Annotated in this window: 18 protein-coding genes; 5 read left to right on the top strand and 13 right to left on the bottom strand. The window is 54.4% G+C overall.

Annotated elements, in window-relative coordinates; translation table 11 throughout:
• Together DF283_RS06160 and DF283_RS06155 are read left to right on the top strand one after the other, a co-directional pair.
• Positions 1–238, top strand: a 238-nt coding sequence (locus tag DF283_RS06160) for a transposase (RefSeq protein ID WP_333782278.1), incomplete at its 5' end; no start/stop codon positions are given.
• 124 nt (positions 239–362) lie between these two features.
• A complete protein-coding gene (locus tag DF283_RS06155; RefSeq protein WP_303673853.1) occupies positions 363–971 on the top strand; it encodes a hypothetical protein in 609 nt (202 codons plus the stop codon).
• Positions 972–980: 9 nt separating this feature from the next.
• Here the strand turns inward: DF283_RS06155 and ftsY are convergent, their stop codons facing one another.
• The 4 genes from ftsY to DF283_RS06135 form a co-directional block, all read right to left on the bottom strand.
• A complete protein-coding gene (ftsY, locus tag DF283_RS06150; RefSeq protein ID WP_303673852.1) occupies positions 981–1,967 on the bottom strand; it encodes a signal recognition particle-docking protein FtsY in 987 nt (328 codons plus the stop codon).
• 16 nt (positions 1,968–1,983) lie between these two features.
• Positions 1,984–2,712 (bottom strand): transcription antitermination factor NusB, encoded by a 729-nt coding sequence (gene nusB, locus DF283_RS06145; protein ID WP_303673851.1) that lies wholly within the window; start codon positions 2,710–2,712, stop codon positions 1,984–1,986.
• Between the two features lie 245 nt (positions 2,713–2,957).
• Positions 2,958–3,560: a D-glycero-alpha-D-manno-heptose-1,7-bisphosphate 7-phosphatase gene (locus DF283_RS06140; RefSeq protein ID WP_303673850.1), complete on the bottom strand. Its 603-nt coding sequence runs from the start codon at positions 3,558–3,560 to the stop codon at positions 2,958–2,960.
• 266 nt (positions 3,561–3,826) lie between these two features.
• Positions 3,827–4,105, bottom strand: a complete 279-nt coding sequence (locus DF283_RS06135) for an HU family DNA-binding protein (RefSeq protein ID WP_303673849.1) — start codon at positions 4,103–4,105, stop codon at positions 3,827–3,829.
• Between the two features lie 525 nt (positions 4,106–4,630).
• On the opposite strand from DF283_RS06135, the gene nadA reads away from it, so the two are divergent.
• Entirely contained in the window at positions 4,631–5,650 is a 1,020-nt protein-coding gene (gene nadA / locus DF283_RS06130; RefSeq protein ID WP_303673848.1) for a quinolinate synthase NadA, read from the top strand.
• 203 nt (positions 5,651–5,853) lie between these two features.
• On the opposite strand, the gene DF283_RS06125 is transcribed toward nadA, so the two are convergent.
• Positions 5,854–6,579 carry a DUF2490 domain-containing protein gene (locus tag DF283_RS06125; protein WP_303673847.1) on the bottom strand — a complete coding sequence of 242 codons (726 nt, stop codon included), beginning with the start codon at positions 6,577–6,579 and terminating at the stop codon, positions 5,854–5,856.
• A 190-nt stretch (positions 6,580–6,769) separates the two neighbouring features.
• Here DF283_RS06125 and folP point away from each other — a divergent pair, with 190 nt between their 5' ends.
• Both folP and DF283_RS06115 read left to right on the top strand, forming a co-directional pair.
• The gene (folP, locus tag DF283_RS06120) at positions 6,770–7,636 is read left to right on the top strand and encodes a dihydropteroate synthase (protein WP_303673846.1); all 867 of its coding nucleotides are present in this window, start codon (positions 6,770–6,772) and stop codon (positions 7,634–7,636) included.
• Positions 7,623–8,000: a hypothetical protein gene (locus DF283_RS06115; protein WP_303673845.1), complete on the top strand. Its 378-nt coding sequence runs from the start codon at positions 7,623–7,625 to the stop codon at positions 7,998–8,000. The genes folP and DF283_RS06115 overlap by 14 nt, the downstream gene beginning before the upstream one ends.
• A gap of 160 nt (positions 8,001–8,160) precedes the next feature.
• Here DF283_RS06115 and DF283_RS06110 read toward each other — a convergent pair whose 3' ends face one another.
• From DF283_RS06110 to DF283_RS06075, 8 genes are all read right to left on the bottom strand, one after another.
• Complete coding sequence (locus DF283_RS06110; RefSeq protein WP_303673844.1) at positions 8,161–9,000, bottom strand: flagellin N-terminal helical domain-containing protein; 840 nt, start codon at positions 8,998–9,000, stop codon at positions 8,161–8,163.
• Between the two features lie 490 nt (positions 9,001–9,490).
• On the bottom strand, positions 9,491–10,321 hold the full coding sequence (locus DF283_RS06105) for a flagellin N-terminal helical domain-containing protein (RefSeq protein WP_303673843.1): 831 nt from the start codon (positions 10,319–10,321) through the stop codon (positions 9,491–9,493).
• 540 nt (positions 10,322–10,861) lie between these two features.
• Entirely contained in the window at positions 10,862–11,704 is an 843-nt protein-coding gene (locus DF283_RS06100) for a flagellin N-terminal helical domain-containing protein (RefSeq protein WP_303673842.1), read from the bottom strand.
• A gap of 574 nt (positions 11,705–12,278) precedes the next feature.
• Positions 12,279–13,118 carry a flagellin N-terminal helical domain-containing protein gene (locus DF283_RS06095; protein ID WP_303673841.1) on the bottom strand — a complete coding sequence of 280 codons (840 nt, stop codon included), beginning with the start codon at positions 13,116–13,118 and terminating at the stop codon, positions 12,279–12,281.
• 499 nt (positions 13,119–13,617) lie between these two features.
• Positions 13,618–14,457, bottom strand: a complete 840-nt coding sequence (locus DF283_RS06090) for a flagellin N-terminal helical domain-containing protein (protein WP_303673840.1) — start codon at positions 14,455–14,457, stop codon at positions 13,618–13,620.
• A 201-nt stretch (positions 14,458–14,658) separates the two neighbouring features.
• Complete coding sequence (locus DF283_RS06085; protein WP_303673839.1) at positions 14,659–15,495, bottom strand: flagellin N-terminal helical domain-containing protein; 837 nt, start codon at positions 15,493–15,495, stop codon at positions 14,659–14,661.
• Positions 15,496–16,054: 559 nt separating this feature from the next.
• Positions 16,055–17,485 carry a hypothetical protein gene (locus DF283_RS06080; RefSeq protein WP_303673838.1) on the bottom strand — a complete coding sequence of 477 codons (1,431 nt, stop codon included), beginning with the start codon at positions 17,483–17,485 and terminating at the stop codon, positions 16,055–16,057.
• Positions 17,486–17,935: 450 nt separating this feature from the next.
• Entirely contained in the window at positions 17,936–18,793 is an 858-nt protein-coding gene (locus DF283_RS06075; RefSeq protein WP_303673837.1) for a flagellin N-terminal helical domain-containing protein, read from the bottom strand.
• Between the last annotated feature and the right edge of the window lie 142 nt (positions 18,794–18,935).

The raw sequence follows: 18,935 nt of genomic DNA, 5'->3' as shown, positions 1-18,935 counted from the left end.
AAAAGCGTTGCGACAAGGGCATATTCAAAGCGCTATTCCCCGAAAAAAAGCACCCAGCGGCAAAAAAAGACGAAAATTAACCGAATCCGCCAAAGCCATTTTTAAAAGCAGATGGAAAGTGGAACGGGGTTTTGCTTGGCTGGATGGCTTTCGGCGGCTCGTTACCCGCTGGGAATTTTATCCCGAAATCTACCAAGCGTTCACTTCAGTCGCCATTATTTGCATTCTACTGCGTTAGTTTTGCGAAGGGGGCTAGACTAACCATTTTTGAAAACCCGAAATTTTACCCCTCAAGTTATACTCAGCTTGGTCGATTCATATACTAACTCCCGCGATAAACCAGCCTATTTGGGAGACACTACTTGCGAACGCTCCTTCAAAGGATTAAACGCTGTAGACGCACCCCGGATTTTACACTGGCCGAACTACTCATTTCGCTATCCATTCTGGCCTTGATTGCCACCTTTACCATCCCCAAAATTCTCGTCACCCAGCAGAATAACAGCTACAACGCCGCTGCCAAAGAGGTGGCCGCCATGGTCAGCGCCGCTTATGACCAGCATAAACTAGCCGGCAATTTAACCACCAACACCACCATGAGGGACCTGACCCCTTACATGAACTATCTTTCCACCACCTCCAGCCCCATAGACTACATCTACGGCTACAGCGTCAATGTGGACTGCACCAGCAATAACGTATGTTTGCGGCTCCACGCCGGCGGCGTGCTTATGTACCATCAGGATCGACGGTTTAATGGAACCAACCTGAACAACGGCATCCAGTTTTACTATGCCCCGGATGGTCTCTACGTAAACACCACCAACGACCCGGGCAAAGCCATACAATTCACCATTTGCTACAAAGGCCGCGTTCCAGATGTCGGAAACGCATTGACCAACACCCAGAACAACGTGGATACCTACAGCGCCCTACCCGCGGGAGTGGCCCCCTGGTTCAGCTGGAACTAGCAGACCCGCTTACTTCTCAAACAGGGCGTCAATAAACTCGGTGGCGCTAAAGTCCTTGAGATCCGCAATGCCCTCGCCCACGCCCACCATCTTCACCGGCAACCGGTACTCCTGGGCAATGGTCAGAATCACCCCGCCCTTGGCCGATCCATCCAGCTTGGTTAGTACCACCCCGGACAGATCCACGGTTTCCTTGAACACGCTGGCCTGCTTCAGGGCGTTTTGACCGGTGGTGGCATCCAGTACCAGCAAGGACTCCAGGATAGCGCCCTCGGGCATGCCCTGATCAATGACCTTCCGTATCTTGCGCAGCTCTTCCATCAGGTTAAACTTGTTCTGCAAGCGCCCGGCCGTATCCAGTAACACCACATCGGCTTGCGCTTCCCGGGCCTGCTTGAGGGCCTCGTAAATTACCGCCGCCGGGTCTTTGGCGTTGCCCGCCCCCACAAAGGTAGCCCCGGCCCGCTGGGCCCACACTTCCAGCTGTTCTTCAGCGGCGGCCCGGAAGGTATCGCCCGCCCCAATGACCACGGTTTTACCCTGCTGAATGAAGCGGTTGGCCAGCTTGCCGATAAACGTGGTTTTTCCGGCCCCGTTGACCCCCACCACCAGATAAACGTTCATTTTTCCGGGTTCAAAGCGCAACTGGTTGGCCTGCTGAAACGGGGTGAGAATATCCAGAAACTCCTGCCGCAGAAAGGTCATCATCTGCTCTGAGATGCCCAGTTCATCCTTGCGCTGACGAATCCGCTCGCTGATGCGGGTGGCCGTCTCCAGCCCCACGTCGGCCCGGATGAGAATTTCCTCGATTTCGTCAATGGTGTCCTGATCGATCTCGGACTCTTTCAACAGACCAAAGATCTTGCCCACTATGGACTTTCCGGTCAGGGCTACGGCGTTGCGTAAACTGCCCAGAGCGGATTCATCCGCCGGTGGGGGCAGCGTCTCGGTTCCAGTGGCGGCGTCCGTCGTTTTTTTACCGAACCAGTTGAACATGGGCCGTCCCTTTCAGCTAGGAGGAAATGCTTTGCTCCCGAAGGCTGCCCCGCAGGGGCTTGTCGGTTTCCACGGATACTTTTTCCGCAAGGGAGGCCAAGATCCCGTGAATCAGACGGTAGCTTTCCTCGGTGGAAAACTGCTTGGCCAAGTCCACGGCCTCGTTGATGGTCACGCTGAGATCCACCTTTTCCATAAATTTCATTTCAGCAGCGGCCAGACGCAAAATATAGGCGTCCATGCGCACCAGTCGATCCATGCGCCAGTCCGTCATGTGCTGGTTCAGGACTTCATCCAGGTCGGACCGATGCTCAGCCACCAGCTTGATGAGCTGGAACGCATAATCCTGAACGCTTTCAGCGGCCATCAGGGTGGTCAGCTCAGGGACACGCAGGGCTTCAAACAGGTATTCCGCCCCTTGCAGGCACTGCTCGATTTTTTCCACCATCTGCCGGGTGGTAGGGATTTCAACCGCCTTAACCTCGGCTTCCAGCGGAGATTCCAGGTTGGTGGGATGTTCCAGCTCGTAATCCAGCAAATAGCGGCTCACTTCAGCCAGTTGATCGGCCGCGGACTGGATCTGAAACTCAGCCTCCGCCGATAAAGCCCGTACCGCGGACAACACCTGCTCCTGCATGGTCGATTTTTGGGCCACCGCGTCAGCGTTTAACTGACCATCCCCCTGTTTGTCCAGTTGGAACAGGGTCAGTAGGGCAAGTTCTCGGGAAGCGTGTCGAGCGTTCATAGTAGATGGAATCCTATCATAAAAAGGCGTAGACTGGGGGATAGAGAGGCAATAGAGTCGATTGTCCAGCTCAGGGGCATCAAATCATAGATTAACTTTCAGTTTCCAATAAACATAGCGCCCGAGCAATTCCAGGCATGGCCCGCCCTGTTACAATCAGCCCGCCACAAAAGGCTTTATTCATCAGCTACCCGGCAGCCCACCGAGAGCCCGGAGAGCGCCTCAAAGAGAGCGGCAGGCCCGGGTCAAGGGTTTGCAGGGGCCTTCAGCAAACCGAGTTCCCCCAGAATGCTGGACACCGCTTGCGGCATATCCTCAAACACAAACTCGGGGGGCTCCGGCAGACTTTGATATTTCCCTGCCAGCACCCGCTGACCGTATCCCGTTTTCAGCAAGACGCTTTTGCAGCCTGCCCGTTTGCCAAAGGCCACATCACTGGCCTTGTCCCCCAACACGTAGGAGCGAGACAAATCAATCTCCGGGAAACGGGTCAGGGCCTGCTGAATCATGCCCGGCTCCGGCTTGCGGCACTGGCAATCCACGGCGAACTCCGGCACAATGCCTTTCTCCAGATGGGGACAGTAATACACGGCATCCAGATGGGCGTCCGCCTCCTGTTTTAACAGCTCCTGAAGCCGGTCATTGAGGGCGTGGATATGAGTCAAATCGTAGAATCCCCGGGCGGCCCCGGTCTGATTGGTGGTCAAAATAGCCAGCACTCCGGCCTCGTTCAAGCAGCGAATGGCCTGGGCAACTCCCGGGATCAGTTCCAAGTCCTGAACATTTCGGATGTAACCCTTTTCCACATTCAAGGTACCATCCCGATCCAGAAAAAAAGCAATGGTCATAGCGATCCCATCATTCAAAAGGCATGTGACACAGGGGATTAAGCGGTGAGGCTGCCGATGCTGGGCTTGCCGCTGCAACGTGCCCCTTTTTTAAAGCGCTCAGGCTATTGAGGAAGACCTCGTGAACCAGTGTAGCAAAAAAGTACCCGCACCCTCAGAGAAAGATAAAGCGCCGTGGCAAGAATCGGGCAAGAAGCGCACAGGACGTCAAGAAGCCCAGAAAATTACTTCTCTGGGCTTCTTGGAAATTCTGGTTCTCGGCCCCACTACTTCTTGGCGACGAGTTCCTTGAATTTTTTGCCAGCGGAAAAAGCGGGAACCGTCTTAGCGGCGATTTTCAGCTCTTTGCCGGTTTGAGGGTTACGGCCAGTGCGGGCAGCGCGTTTGCGAGGCTCGAACGTACCGAAGCCAACCAAGGTCACCTTCTTACCTTTCGCAACGGTCTTTTCGATAGTAGCGATGGTGTGGGTAAGAATCTCAGCGACTTGCTTCTGGGAAGTCTTGGTCTTCTTGGATACCTCTTGTACTAATTCTTCTTTATTCATTGTTTACACCTCCTTTCAATTTGTGACTACGAAGATTATATCAGTAGTCACAGGATGTGCAACACAAAATTCCCCCGAATAGCCTAGTTTTTTACTCTTTCATGAGAGGAAAGCGATGATCGACTTTGGGCTTCAGAGTATCAAAACACTGATGAGAGATGCCCTTTTGGGTTTTCTTAATTTGAAATCCTGTAGGTTTTGTAAGGGCAATACTGTTCCCATTTCAAAGCTCAAAAAAGCCTGTCAAACCAATGTTTTTCAACTTTTCAAACAAATAATAATTTAAATAAAATAAAACAATCAAAGCGCATCAAGCCCTTAATACCCCGAACATTTTACAGGAGGAGACGTCTGAGCTAGACTAGCCCCAACGCATAATACAGATTGTTTGCTGCGGTTGCCTGTTTTTTTATCCCTACATATATAGGTAGGAAAGAAAAAACAAAAACACCCAAAAAGCAAAAGCGCTGCCTCCTGTTTCAAGTTCGAAAATTGCCGTTGTCCATCGAAAAGAGACCCCCTCCCATGAGTACAGCCCCATCCTCCGTGAGCCCTTCGGCCAACTTGCTGTCTCCGGCCGAACGAAAGCAACAACTGATTCGCGATATCAAAGCACTCAAAAAAGAGCGCAACGCCATCATTCTGGCTCACCTGTACGAGCGGATCGAAGTGCAGGACGTGGCCGATTATCACGGAGACTCTCTGGGACTCAGCCAGTTGGCCGCCTCCACCGACGCGGACGTCATCGTATTCTGCGGCGTTCATTTTATGGCGGAAACCGCCAAGCTACTCAGCCCGGCCAAGACCGTGTATCTGGCCAATCCCAACGCTGGCTGCCCCATGGCCGATATGATCACCCGGGAGGAACTGGTGCAATTCAAGGCGGAGCATCCCGGGTTACCGGTGGTGGCCTATGTCAACACCGCCGCCGATGTCAAAGCCGAGGCCGACTACTGCTGCACCAGCGCCAATGCCGTGGAAGTGGTGGCCTTTGCCGCCAAAGAAACCGGCAGTAACCGGATTTTATTCGTGCCGGACAAGCACCTGGGCGCTTATGTGCAGTCGCAACTCCCACAGGTGGAGCTGATTTGCTGGGAAGGCTTCTGCCCCACCCACTTGCGCATGAACCCTGAAGACGTGATCAAGCTGAAAAAAGAGTACCCGGACGCTGAAATTCTGGTACACCCGGAATGCGACCAACCCATGAAAGACATGGCCGATTTTATTGGCAGCACCACCGCCATCGTCAAACGGGCCAAGGAAAGCAAGGCCCGCACTTTTATTGTGTGTACCGAAGACGGTGTTAGCCAGCGCCTGTCTCAGGATTGCCCGGACAAACTCTTTTTTACCCCCACCCGAGCTTCCGCCGTGTGCCCCAATATGAAACTGACCCGACTGGAAAATATCTACAAGTCCCTGATGGGTCAAAATGAAGAAATTACCATCCCCGAAGAAGTGGCTGAAAAGGCCCGTCACTGCATCGACTCCATGATGCGGGTGGCTGGCAGCAAAGGCGGCCCGGTCATGAGCGGCAAGCACGGCTAGTTACGCACTACAACGCATTGACTAAAGCAAGGCTGCCTTCACAGCGCGTTTGTAACTGCTTGAGTACAGCGAGTTAAACAGAGGGCATGGCAAATCTTGCCAGAAGCAATTCCATAGTCTGTTTGAGCGGAGCGCAGTTTTACAAACGTGCGGTGAAGGCAGCCTTGCCTTAGTTGATGGCAAAACAAAATGACAAAAAAGTTTTAGCGCACTTGCACATTGAGACCGAGCAGGATGGCATGGTTCATGCGATCCGGTACCGGGTCCCGACTGTAGTTAAACTGGTTCAGGTAGCCCAGCTCCGCATTGACTGACGGGCTCAGTTTTCGGCTCACCCCCACAAATAAGCGGTTTTGATCAAAACCAGCGGCCGGGCCGTTGCTCACCCCTTTCAGGGTCACAAACGCCTCATCGGACACCACCAGAAACCAGCGCTCTTTGGCATCCAGTGGATACATCCCCCGAACCATGTGCCGTAGCCGGATGGAGACTCGCCCATCATTGTTCTCAATCCACCGTTCTTCCAGCCGGGTGCGATTGGTGAGTTGCAGACGACGAATTTTCCCTTGAATGTTGACCTGTTGATGCAACCGATGCTCATTCACGTTGATGGGTTCAAACACGGGGGCCCAGGCGTAGCCTTGCCACACTGAAACCCGTTGACTCAACTGCCAGCCCACGGCGGTACGCAGAATCAGCTGGGTAAAGTCCCCACTGGTACCCCGGTCTTGCAAGTTCCCCACCCGGGGTTGGGCCTCTCCCATCAACAACACACGCTTACCGGGGGTGAGCGGCAAGGTCAGGCCCACACTCCCCCACTGCTGCAAATCATTGCGCAGGGCTTCGCTGGCCAGTGCCGGGCTTGCCATACCCCACAAGGCCATCAGGGTCACTGACCCGATAAAAGCGTTCAAAAACCTGTTTAGCATCGTATTCCACGCATTGAGACCCAGCCTTTGGTCCTAATGGCATTATAAGCGCTATGGACTAAACGCAGACCCAAAATCCTGTTTTGGCGTTATGTTCTGGCGGTGTATTCTAGCAATCAGCTTATTAGTAAATTCTAATATTTTAAAATTATAATTTTATGGAGACGCCTGCTTCACTTACAATACCGGCATGTCACGCACCCAAATTATGGCCATTTTAAACGTTACCCCCGACTCCTTCTCCGATGGCGGAGCCCTTCGCTCGCTGGATCAGGTGGTGCAGGCCGCTCAGGAGGCCCTGCAGGCCGGGGCGGACATTCTGGATATTGGCGGGGAATCCACCCGCCCCAACGCCACCACCATCTCCCCCCAAGCGGAATCAGACCGGGTACTGCCAGCCATCCGGGCCATTCTGGAGGCTTTCCCCCGTGCCTGTATCAGTATCGATACCCGCAAGGCCATGGTGGCCGAACAGGCCTTAAAGGCAGGCGCCCAGATGGTAAACGACGTGTCCGGCTTTCAGTACGATCCGGCCATGGCCGAGGTCTGTGGGCAGGCTGGATGCCCGGTGGTGCTGATGCACAGCCAGGGAACCCCGGAAACCATGCAACACAACCCATGCTACCCACACGGGGTACTTCAGGCAGTCCTTCAGTTTTTTGAACGGCAGATTGACCGGGCACAGCAGGCGGGCATTTCCAGACACAACATCATTCTGGATCCCGGCTTTGGCTTTGGCAAAACGCTGACCCATAACCTGACTCTGCTCCATCAACTGGACACGCTGAAAACGCTGGGCTTGCCCATCCTGGCCGGAACTTCCCGCAAATCCTTTCTGACTCTGGGCCAGCAAACCATCCTCCCGATAGAAAGAGATGCCCTGACGGCGGCCAGTCTGGCCATGGCCATTGAACGCGGGGCAAAATATGTGCGGATACACAATCCAGCCACTCAGGTTCCGGTGATTCGATTCATTGAAGCCACCCGCGGCGTAACGCCGGAAGTGTTGCCAGACCCGGCCAAGTATCAGGACAGGCTATGCTATGATGGGCAGTAGTTTTTCCCTGATGCTGGTTTTTTACATGTTGCCTTCCCCCATGAATTCCCGTCCCGAGTTGCTGAGTATCGGACTTGGCCTGCTTTTCTGCGTGTTTTTGCTTCATCAACCGGCCCTGGCCGATTGCAAAACCCACTACGATCAATCGGTGCAATTGCTGGACGCCAACCTGCAAAAGAGCAAGGAGCCCAACAGCAAAACCGATGCGGATGCCTTTGAAGCCAGTTTCAAGGAGGCTGTCAAAAAACTGCAAGGCGACAAATGTATGCCGGAACTGATGAACCTGATCCAGCATATTCAGACCGAGCAACAAAAGCATCCCCGCACCTCGCAAAACAACAAACCCACTCCCATTGTCGATTAGATTGGCGATTAATTTATCAAGGATGAGGCGCCCTCACCTTGTCCTTGACTGCTCTCGCCCCGATGCACCCAGTCTCCGCCTCCCCAAAGACAAACGACCCGGCTTGTGACCGGATCGTCTGCCTGTAGGGTTCGAGTCGTGCTTACCCGGAACCGACGGCCTAGCCTCGCAGTAATTGCAGGGCCAGCTGCGGGGCCTGATTGGCCTGGGCCAACATGGCCTGGGACGCCTGCTGGAGTATCTGGTTTCGAGCCAGACTGGCGCTCTCCATAGCCACGTCCACGTTGCGCACCCTCGATTCGGAAGCCGAGGTATTTTCCACGTTGGTGGCCAGGTTCTGGGCCGTGTACTCCAGTCGGTTGGTAAAGGCCCCCAGTTTTCCACGGGCCGCGTTCAAATCATCAATGGCCGAATCCAGCAGGGCAATGGCGCTCTGAGCGGCGCTGTGATTATCCAGAGTGGCGGAGGCAATCCCCAGCGTGCTGGCCGTTACATCCACCAGAGCGCTCGTAATATCAAGGGAATCGGCGTCTCCCCCCTGATTGGCCGTAATCTGCAAGACCAGAGTCGTCGGGCTGCTGGCATCCAGCAGGTGAATGCCGTTGAACTGAGCCGCCTGCGCCATCTGGGTGATCCCGGAAGCCAGGGAGTTGAACTCAATCTGCATGGCGGAACGCTGAGCAGTGCTGTAGGTATCGTTGGCCGCCTGCACGGCCAGTTCCCGCATCCGCTGCACGGCATCGGTAATGGCCTGATAGGTTCCATCGGCGATGTTCAGCATGTTAATGCCATCCTGAACGTTGTCCAGTGCTTTTTGAGAACCCCGAATCTGGGCCCGCAATTTCTCGGACACCTGCAGACCGGCGGCGTCATCGCCCGCCCTGTTGATGCGATACCCGGAGGCCAGCTTCTCCATGGTTTTACCGAGTGCGGTGGTGTTGTTGCTCAGGTAGCGCTGGGCGTTCAGTGATGAAACGTTGGTATTCACGACTAAAGGCATCGAAGTAACTCCTCTTTTTTTATACACTCACCAAAGCCAGCCATAACACAGCAGGCTTCGCCTTGCCCGGAACCCCATCCATGGCCTGGGCACAGGTTTCAATAAAAATCCCAAGTTCGTGTGTGAATATTTGGGTGTCACTGTAATACGCAGAACCCAGACCGTACTCCGTTAAAAAGCCCAGTTTGAGTTCTGTTTCTCCTATCGGAGGCCTAGTCCAAAAACTTTAAAGCCCCTCACCAATCTCACCTTTATGGAGTAGACAGGAAGGGATCGCTAAAAACACAATCCCGCCACCTGGGCCTTGCTGAAGGCTTTTTACCCTAAACGCAAGACTGTCTTCAAGAACACTGTCCAGAGGAGATCCAGGCGTGGGCAGTCCTCCCAATGGCGTAGACCCAAACAATGAGTGCCCCTCCCAAAGCAGAAAGACCCGGCCGAAACCGGGTCCTCTGAGCTTGTATGACCGACCTGAGTCGATAGTTTGACGCTACCCTCGCAGCAACTGCAAGGCCAGCTGCGGGGCCTGATTGGCCTGAGCCAACATGGCCTGAGACGCCTGTTGCAGGATCTGGTTTCGGGCCAGACTGGCGCTTTCCGCCGCCACGTCCACATTGCGCACCCTCGATTCGGAGGCCGAAGTGTTTTCCACGTTGGTGGCCAGGTTCTGGGCCGTGTACTCCAGTCGGTTGGTAAAGGCGCCCAGACGACCTCGGGCCGCATTGATGGAATCCAGAGCCGAATCCAGTGTCTGAATGGCGGTTTGGGCGCTGGCGTGGGAGAGCATGGAGCCATCCAGAGCCACACTGGTAATGTCAATCAGGGCGCTCACCACATCCAGATCATCGGCGTTGCCCCCCTGATTGGCCGTAATTTGCAAATTCAGGTTGGCGGGCGTACTGGCATCCAGCAAGTGAATCCCGTTGAACTGGGCTGCTTGGGCCATCTGACTGATCCCGGAAGCCAGCGAGTCATACTCGATCTGCATGGCGGAACGCTGGGCGGAACTGTAGGTATCGTTGGCCGCCTGCACCGCCAGTTCCCGCATCCGCTGCACGGCGTCGGTAATGGACTGGTAGGCCCCATCGGCGATGTTCAGCATGTTGATGCCATCCTGAACGTTGTCCAAGGCTTTCTGGGAACCGCGAATCTGAGCCCGTAATTTCTCGGACACCTGCAAGCCGGCGGCGTCATCGCCCGCCCGGTTAATGCGATACCCGGAGGCCAGCTTTTCCATGGTTTTTCCCAGAGCCGCCGTGTTGTTGGTTAGATAGCGCTGGGCATTGATCGATGATACGTTGGTATTCACAACTAAAGGCATCGAAGTGACTCCTCTTCTTATCAATTGACGTTACTTGCCGAATTGAGGCAAGCAACGCGCCCCTCCCCAAATCATCCTTTTCAGGGAGAAAAGCCAGTGTGATTTATTTCGTGTGATTTATTTCGTGTGATTGATTTGGTGTGATTGAGAACGGGTTGCTAACCCACGCAAATTGTCATCTCCTGTTCAAGATGGATATTCACGCTTGTCTGTCCTATCGGTGACGTACACCAAATACTTTAAACAAATCTAAAAATCTCCCCTGAACGGGGGAGAAAAGCCTTCCTTCAGAAAGCGAAAAAGCAAACTAAAACAAAATCCCTGAGCGCTTTTCAGCAAAGTCAACCCCCTTGAATTTTCCACTCCTTCATCGAAAGGAGCGACCGCTCCATTGCCCCAAAACCATCCAACCTGTTGACGGTTTCTAAAAAAAAAGACCTGGCCAAAGCCAGGTCTTCCAGTCGAGGAGTGAGTGTTCGCCAGAAGCCGTTCCGGCGGAATCCTCGGTCCTTTAGTGAGTTTATATGAAAGAGTCGGGAGTTAGCCTCGCAGCAACTGCAGGGCCAGCTGCGGAGCCTGATTGGCCTGCGCCAACATGGCTTGCGAGGCCTGTTGCAAGATCTGGTTTCGGGCCAGACTAGCGCTTTCCGCCGCCACATCCACGTTGCGCACCCTCGATTCGGAAGCCGAGGTGTTTTCCACGTTGGTGGCCAGGTTTTGCGCCGTGTATTCCAGTCGATTGGTGTAAGCGCCCAATTGGCCCCGGGCCGCGTTCAAGTCGTCAATAGCCGTGTCCAGCAAGGCAATGGCGCTTTGAGCCGCGCTATGTCCACTTAACAAACCGCCGGAAATGGTACTGGCAATTCCGGTCACGTCAATCAGAGCGCTGGAGACGTCCAGATCATCGGCATTGCCCCCCTGATTGGCCGTAATTTGCAAGTTGATACCGCTGGTGGTATCGGTGCCGTCCAGCAAGTTAATCCCGTTGAACTGAGCGGCCTCAGCCATCTGGATAATCCCGGAAGCCAGCGAGTCATACTCAATCTGCATGGCGGAACGCTGGGCGGAACTGTAGGTATCGTTGGCCGCCTGCACGGCCAGTTCCCGCATCCGCTGTACGGCATCGGTAATGGACTGATACGCCCCATCGGCGATGTTCAACAGGTTGATACCATCCTGAACGTTATCCAGCGCCTTTTGGGAACCCCGGATCTGGGCCCGTAATTTTTCGGATACCTGCAAGCCGGCGGCGTCATCGCCCGCCCGGTTAATGCGATACCCGGAGGCCAGCTTTTCCATGGTTTTCCCGAGGGCCGCTGTGTTATTGGTTAGATAGCGCTGGGCATTAATGGATGAAACGTTGGTATTCACAACTAAAGGCATAAGCACTCCTTTGATTGGTCAAACAGGCAAAAACCGTCGCGCGTCCACCGCATTCAACGGCACTGCGCGTCGCGCCCCGGAATCAATCCCTTATTCCGGACGCCGGGTTTTTGTTAGTGTCATTCGTGTGATTGCGTGTGACCCGTGTGATTCATTAACTGAGCATTGCTGACCTTGATACCGAACAGGCGCTCAGGCAGCCTGAAACTGTATCCAAATATAGAGTCGGCAATCTACATTAAATTCTTGAATTGTTTTGCAAAAACTACTGCGTTCAGAGGACATGCAAAACGCACACCATCCATTGAAAGTGAGGGAAACTACAGTGCCCATGGGGATGTTCCACTTTTTTAGCGCTTAAACCGCAGCGCGCATTTTTCCGGCATTCAAACGAGTAACGCCTGCCTTCCCTCCTTTCCGTGCTGTAAACGCCCTGATGTAAAAAATCTCAAGACCCGGCATCGTGCCAGGCCTTGAGAAGGAGTGAAGGATTCAAGGAAAGAATTAAGAGGGAGTTGTGGAGGGTGACGTTGGGAAGCCGTTCCCGTGGTCATGCTCTTTCGGGGTGAGTGAACTATCCGCGCAGCAACTGCAAGGCCAGCTGCGGGGCCTGATTGGCCTGGGCCAACATGGCTTGGGAGGCCTGTTGCAGGATCTGGTTTCGGGCCAGGGTGGCGCTTTCGGCGGCCACGTCCACGTTGCGCACCCTCGATTCGGAAGCCGAGGTGTTTTCCACGTTGGTGGCCAGATTTTGGGCCGTGTACTCCAGCCGATTGACAAAAGCGCCCAACTTTCCACGGGCGGCGTTAACCGTATCCAGCGCCGCATCCAGTGTGGCAATGGCGCTTTGGGCGGCACTGTGACTACTCAAATCCCCAGCGGTGGTTAGCGTGGCGGAGGTCATATCGGCCAAGGCGCTGCTGATATCCAGCTGGTCGGCATTGCTACCCTGATTGGCGGTAATTTGCAAATTGATGCCACTGGCCGCGTCAGTGCCGTCCAGTAAATTAATGCCGTTGAACTGAGCCGCCTGGGCCATCTGGGTGATCCCGGACGCCAGAGAATTATACTCAATCTGCAAGGCCGATCGCTGGGCGGAACTGTAGGTGTCGTTGGCCGCCTGCACGGCCAGTTCCCGCATCCGCTGAAGAGAATCGGTAATGGCCTGATAGGTTCCATCGGCGATGTTCAGCATGTTCAAGCCATCCTGAACGTTATCGAGTGCTTTCTGAGAACCCCGGATCTGGGCCCGCAATTTTTCGGATACCTGCAAGCCGGCGGCGTCATCGCCCGCCCGGTTAATGCGATACCCGGAGGACAGCTTTTCCATGGTTTTACCGAGGGCGCTGGTATTGTTGCTTAAATAGCGCTGGGCATTCAGAGAAGAAACGTTGGTATTGATCACTAAAGGCATGGATTCAATAAACTCCTCTTTATCTCATCAGAAATTGACGCAAGGAAAGCGGCTCTTCCCAGTTGCGCTGCGTCCCGGGCAAATCCATTGCCTGAACGCCAATTTCCCGGTTGGTTTTGTACCTTTCCTCCTGGTGGGTAGATATCCAAGCCAGTGTCTCACTCAAACACTGGATTATCGTCTACAAATCTGCTTTCGACAGACTAAACCAGAAACTTGAGAGACCACTCCAAAACTCCTCCACCCGACGGAGCCACGGACTCCTGCGAATGGGGGAATCAACGGCGGAAACCCCGGATTCATAGAACTTCCCAGAAACAGAACCAACAAGCGTCCCGCACCATTTGGAGGACCCACCTCACACGGGAAGTCCTGCGAACGATGCAGACCATCAAACGGAGCCGGGTATCCCAGCGTCCGGCCCAATTGCACAAAGGCCCCGAGCAATGCCCGGAGCCTTTGATCCCAGATGAAACGACCACGGTGTCCGTTACGAAATTTACCTTAACAAGCTCAAAGCAATCTGCGGACTCTGATTAGCCTGGGCCAACATGGCCGAAGCCGCCTGCTGAAGTATCTGGTTTCGAGCCAGGTTGGAACTCTCAGAGGCCACATCCACATTTCGGACTCTGGACTCCGAGGCCGAGGTGTTCTCGATGTTGGTGGCCAGGTTCTGGGCCGTGTACTCCAGTCGGTTGGTAAAAGCCCCCAGTCGACCCCGGGCCGCGTTGATGTCATCCAGGGCCGTATCCAGGGCGGCAATGGCTGACTGGGCTCCGGTATGATCCGCCAGACTCCCGCCGGTAATGCCGCTGGTAATGTCATTAATGTCCAGCAAGCCCGATGAGATATCCAGATCATCGGCAGTACCACCCTGGTTGGCCGTAATTTGCAACTTGATTCCGCTGGCCGCGTCAGTGCCATCCAGCAAGTTGATGTCGTTGAACTGGGCGGCTTCAGCCATCTGGGTAATCCCGGACACCAGCGAATCGTACTCTGTTTGCATGGCCGAACGCTGGGCAGTGCTGTAAGTATCGTTGGAAGCCTGCACGGCCAGTTCCCGCATCCGCTGCACGGCATCGGTAATGGTCTGCAAGGCCCCGTCGGCGATGTTCAGCATATTAATGCCATCCTGAACGTTATCCAGCGCCTTTTGAGAGCCCCGAATCTGGGCCCGCAATTTCTCGGACACCTGCAAGCCGGCGGCGTCATCGCCCGCCCGGTTGATGCGATACCCGGAGGCCAGCTTCTCCATGGTTTTACCAAGCCCGTTGGTGTTATTGGTCAAGTAACGCTGGGCATTCATTGCCGCCACGTTGGTGTTTACAATTAATGGCATTGGTTTTTTTCTCCTATTTCGCTTGATTGAATAAAGCACGGCCTCCTCGGTCACCGGGGAATACAAGGCTTCCATTCGCTTGCCAGACCCGCCGAATCACAGATCCTGGGGGGTGCCTTCTCATCAGATGCACCCCCGGATCAAACGCGCTTATTCAAAACTGCCTATAGCTCTACCTGTTTTTCTAAGAAGCGCCCAGGCCTATCGCAACAGACTCAAAGCAATCTGGGGACTCTGATTGGCTTGCGCCAACATGGCCGAGGCCGCCTGCTGGAGTATCTGGTTTCGGGCCAGATTGGAACTCTCGGAGGCCACATCCACATTTCGGACTCTGGACTCTGAGGCCGAGGTGTTCTCGATGTTGGTGGCCAGGTTCTGGGCCGTATACTCCAGTCGGTTGGTAAACGCCCCCAACTGGCCCCGGGCAGTATTGATGGTGTCAATGGCGTCATCCAGCACGGAAATAGCGCTTTGAGCCGCACTATGACTATCCAGAGTGGCGGAGGAAATCCCCAGGGCGCTGGCGGTCATATCGGACAGGGCGCTGGTTAAATCCAAATCATCGGCATCTCCTCCCTGATTGGCCGTAATTTGAATAAAGATGTTGCCCGGACTACTGGCATCCAGCAGGTGAATCCCGTTAAACTGGGCGGCCTGGGCGATCTGGGAGATCCCGGAGGCCAGCGAGTCATACTCCGTCTGCATGGCCGAACGCTGGGCGGAACTGTAGGTATCGTTGGCCGCCTGCACCGCCAGTTCCCGCATCCGCTGCACGGCATCGGTAATGGTCTGCATGGCCCCGTCGGCGATGTTCAGCATGTTGATGCCATCCTGAACGTTATCCAGCGCCTTTTGAGAACCCCGGATCTGGGCCCGCAATTTCTCGGATACCTGCAAGCCGGCGGCGTCATCCCCGGCCCGGTTGATCCGATACCCGGAGGCCAGCTTTTCCATGGTTTTACCCAAACCGGTAGTGTTACTGGTGAGATAACGCTGGGCATTCATTGCCGCCACGTTGGTATTCACGACTAATGGCATCTGATTGTTCTCCTATCCGTGGACACTTGCAGCTCACGACAACCCCACAAGGCAAAAGCGAATCCAGTGCCATGGCCTGCCCAGCGTGGGGCAACCAAGGCAGCAGAGCCTACACATCGCAGGGATGGTGAGAGAGTGACTGACTACATGCTTGAAGTGTGATTCGTTCCGACATCCATCTCCATCGAATGATGGAAATAGATGTCTGTGCCTCCTATCGGAAGGGGAGATTTAAAACTTGAGGGTTTAAAAAATCAGAACACTTGCCAGTGGCCTCAAACCCTGTCCCAGCCCGGAAAAAAACGCTTTAATATATATTAACAAAATACAAAGAAGATACCAATCGCCTCACCAAAACAATCCGGGAAGCCCCCATGCTGCCCATAATGCCGGTACCTGCCACACCCGTCTCCACCCGGGCACCCAGTCCACTATCCCGCCATGGCCAGCAGAGCCAAAGGGCTGGCTGAGAAGTCGAATCGCTCACAATTCCCTGAAAAACACTTTAAATCCAAAAACACCCGGTGATGATCGCGTTGATGTCTCAGGCTCATTCTCCTTAAATCCTCCATTGTCCGTATCCGTAAGGATTGGTGGACTGCCGCGCCCCCAGGAAAGGAGCCTGAACCTTGGGCGCGGCAATGGCAGCAGTCGAGGCCGGATCTTCCAGCGGTTTCCCCTGAGCGGCAAATCCGCCGTAGGACTGAAACACGGTTCGCCCCTGCCCGGGCTGGGCCGGTTGCAGGGCCAGCATTTTTTTCTGCTTTTCCATTTCCTGCTGTTTCTCGTGGCGCTTGTTGGTCTGGTGATAGGACATCCAGTTGATACCCAAACCGCACACCAGCGCACTTAAGCCAAAAGAACCATATTTCACAATCCATTTTTGACGAGTCAGAATGGCATCGGTAACCGCCTTGGAAACCTTCTTATCCGCCAGTTCCTTGACCAGAGCATCTTTCCCTTTGGTCATATCCAGCTGTAAGAGGGTCTCTTTCTTGCTGGCCTTTTGAACTGCATCTTTAAAACCACCCGTGGTCAGGGAAATAATATCGTCAATATGCCGAACGGTATCCCCGTCCTTCACACGCAACAGGCCAACCGCCTTGGCCAGGGCGTTACCCGCCAGCTCTTTACCAAACAGCATATAAGGAATGACCAGCGCCAGACGGCTGCCGGTTTCTTTGCGCTCCAGACTGTCACGGGCCGCATCCACATAACTGACCGCCCCAATACCGGCAATCACCGCCAATAAAGGTTTGGTAATGTCAAAAAACGCGTCCTTGCTGTTATTGAAGTTGCAGACGGTCATCACTTTTTGGGCCAGCTTCTGGTAAGCCGGCACGTTTTTTACCAAAAAGGGCGTCGCTGCGGCCACGCCAAAACCCGCTCCCATCACGGAAAGCACCTGCCAGGTTCGCTTCCTGGCTTTCTCCACCGGGTCCATCTCTCCGGCCACCGCCTGATTCTGACGATCCTCCAGACCGGCCACCGCCGTAAAGTTCTTGGTGCCAAAGCCCTTAGCAATCATCACGTTTTTGGCGTGCTGGATCATGTACTCATAGCCACCGGCAAAACTAAGCACGCCGATCAGTGTGGCGAACTTGGCACCCAGCAAATTGCGACCAGCCACCGTGCCCACCTGCTTGGTCAGATAGTCCTGACCCAAGGTAGACCAAGAGGAACCCACTTTCTGGATAAATGCCTTCCGTCCGGCAGCATCCAGGCCAGTCGTTAACCCGTGCATCGCCGACAGCGCCTTGGCAATAAATGGTGCGGCAAACGGAATGGCAAAGTAAAAGGCGCCATTCTCGATGTTTTCCAGAAAGGCATCCTCAGCCAGTTGTTCCTTACTGCGGGCCAGGGGAATCTTTGGCGCCCAGACACCCAACAAGTCCAGACCAAATTGCGACACGGCATTGGGCGGCAGGCCCCCAAACCTGGGCTGGGCAACTTTATTGTTCGGTTGTGGCTGTGGTGCGGGTTGGGACATTCTTGGTAACCTCTGGGCCAATTGATGTGGATCAATGGATGCTTTTATAAAACTGGTGAAACTAAAAAACCGCCGACCTTTTCGGAGGGAGGTCGGCGGATTGGCTGTATCTGGTTAAAACCGGGGTTTAGATTTCTTCACAGCGCATTGGCCCACACTCCCGAAGGATAATGGGACACATAATCATCACAATGGCGAAAATGGTGAAGAATTCCATACTATTTCCTAAAGAGATACCCAAGGCGGGTAAACTTTTTAACTTCACAATAGAGTACTGTTTCAAGAAAATCTGTCAATGCCAAAAGTTGCCCTGTCAGCGTCCGCTTTTGCTCGTCAGCCTGTAACGCCAGGAAAATTGCCCCATGAAAAAAAGGGGCCCGGATGAACCGAGCCCCATCTCGTTTGTTGGAAAAACGAAACCGTTTGAATCGTTTCGCCAACCACCCGGGCTTACTGTTGCAGTAGTCGCAACGCCAGCTGGGGTGTCTGGTTGGCCTGTGACAGCATCGCCTGCGAGGCCTGCTGTAGTATCTGGTTTCGAGAGAGATTGGAACTTTCCATCGCCACATCAACGTTCCGAATCCGGGACTCCGAGGCGCTCAGGTTCTCAATACCGATGGAGATGTTGTTGGCCGCACCCTCCAGACGGTTGACCACCGCACCCAGCACACCCCGCTTGGTGTTCACCGCGTCCAGAGCGGAATCCACCATCGTCAGCAGGTTACGGGCCGCGCTGCCGTTGGTCAGACTGGAGGCCAGCGCGGTGCCATCCCAACCGGTGATACCGAGCGTCGAGGCCTTGGAATCACCCAGAGCGCTGGCGATATCAATTTGATCGTTGCTGGAGTTGTTGGCCCCCACTTGCAGGACAAACTGGGAAGGGCTGGCGCTGGAGAGCAGGTAAACGCCGTTGAACTGGCTGGCAAAGGAAATCCGATCGATATCGGTCAACAGTTGCTCGATTTCAACCTGCATGGCGGAACGCTGGGCGGTGTTGTAGGTATCGTTGGACGCCTGTACGGCCAGCTCGCGAATCCGCTGCAAGCTATCGGTAATGGTCTGCAGGGAGCCGTCGGCGATGTTTAGAACGTTGATGCCATCCTGGGTGTTGTCGAAGGCTTTTTGAGAACCCCGAATCTGGGCCCGCAATTTCTCGGACAACTGCAAACCGGCGGCGTCATCCCCGGCCCGGTTGATACGGTACCCGGATGACAGCTTTTCCATGGTCTTGCCCAGCATGCTGGTATTCATACTCAAACTGCGCTGCGCGTTGAGTGAGGAAACGTTGGTGTTAATCACTAGTGGCATTTGAAATCTCCTTTTTCCTAAATCCCTCAAACCGGTTACGGATCTGGAATCCCTTCCAGACACCGCACCCTAACCCGGCGATGACAAGCTGCCATCCAGGATCAGATGAGGGGGCTTTGTATGTAACTGGGTTTTTCCAACA

The sequence above is a fragment of the Vampirovibrio chlorellavorus genome, from assembly GCF_003149375.1.
Lineage (GTDB): Bacteria > Cyanobacteriota > Vampirovibrionia > Vampirovibrionales > Vampirovibrionaceae > Vampirovibrio > Vampirovibrio chlorellavorus_B.
This window is presented reverse-complemented; position numbering and strand designations above follow the sequence as displayed.

What these genes read in the sequence shown, in the direction of transcription:
- DF283_RS06110 (WP_303673844.1), bottom strand. Translation starts at nt 9,000, where the DNA reads ATGCCTTTAGTCGTGAATACCAACGTTTCATCACTGAACGCCCAGCGC.
- DF283_RS06075 (WP_303673837.1), bottom strand. Translation starts at nt 18,793, where the DNA reads ATGCCACTAGTGATTAACACCAACGTTTCCTCACTCAACGCGCAGCGC.
- DF283_RS06085 (WP_303673839.1), bottom strand. Translation starts at nt 15,495, where the DNA reads ATGCCATTAGTCGTGAATACCAACGTGGCGGCAATGAATGCCCAGCGT.
- nusB (WP_303673851.1), bottom strand. Translation starts at nt 2,712, where the DNA reads ATGAACGCTCGACACGCTTCCCGAGAACTTGCCCTACTGACCCTGTTC.
- ftsY (WP_303673852.1), bottom strand. Translation starts at nt 1,967, where the DNA reads ATGTTCAACTGGTTCGGTAAAAAAACGACGGACGCCGCCACTGGAACC.
- DF283_RS06090 (WP_303673840.1), bottom strand. Translation starts at nt 14,457, where the DNA reads ATGCCATTAATTGTAAACACCAACGTGGCGGCAATGAATGCCCAGCGT.
- DF283_RS06095 (WP_303673841.1), bottom strand. Translation starts at nt 13,118, where the DNA reads ATGCCTTTAGTGATCAATACCAACGTTTCTTCTCTGAATGCCCAGCGC.
- DF283_RS06140 (WP_303673850.1), bottom strand. Translation starts at nt 3,560, where the DNA reads ATGACCATTGCTTTTTTTCTGGATCGGGATGGTACCTTGAATGTGGAA.
- nadA (WP_303673848.1), top strand. Translation starts at nt 4,631, where the DNA reads ATGAGTACAGCCCCATCCTCCGTGAGCCCTTCGGCCAACTTGCTGTCT.
- DF283_RS06100 (WP_303673842.1), bottom strand. Translation starts at nt 11,704, where the DNA reads ATGCCTTTAGTTGTGAATACCAACGTTTCATCCATTAATGCCCAGCGC.
- DF283_RS06105 (WP_303673843.1), bottom strand. Translation starts at nt 10,321, where the DNA reads ATGCCTTTAGTTGTGAATACCAACGTATCATCGATCAATGCCCAGCGC.
- DF283_RS06115 (WP_303673845.1), top strand. Translation starts at nt 7,623, where the DNA reads ATGATGGGCAGTAGTTTTTCCCTGATGCTGGTTTTTTACATGTTGCCT.
- DF283_RS06125 (WP_303673847.1), bottom strand. Translation starts at nt 6,579, where the DNA reads ATGCTAAACAGGTTTTTGAACGCTTTTATCGGGTCAGTGACCCTGATG.
- DF283_RS06135 (WP_303673849.1), bottom strand. Translation starts at nt 4,105, where the DNA reads ATGAATAAAGAAGAATTAGTACAAGAGGTATCCAAGAAGACCAAGACT.
- DF283_RS06080 (WP_303673838.1), bottom strand. Translation starts at nt 17,485, where the DNA reads ATGTCCCAACCCGCACCACAGCCACAACCGAACAATAAAGTTGCCCAG.
- folP (WP_303673846.1), top strand. Translation starts at nt 6,770, where the DNA reads ATGTCACGCACCCAAATTATGGCCATTTTAAACGTTACCCCCGACTCC.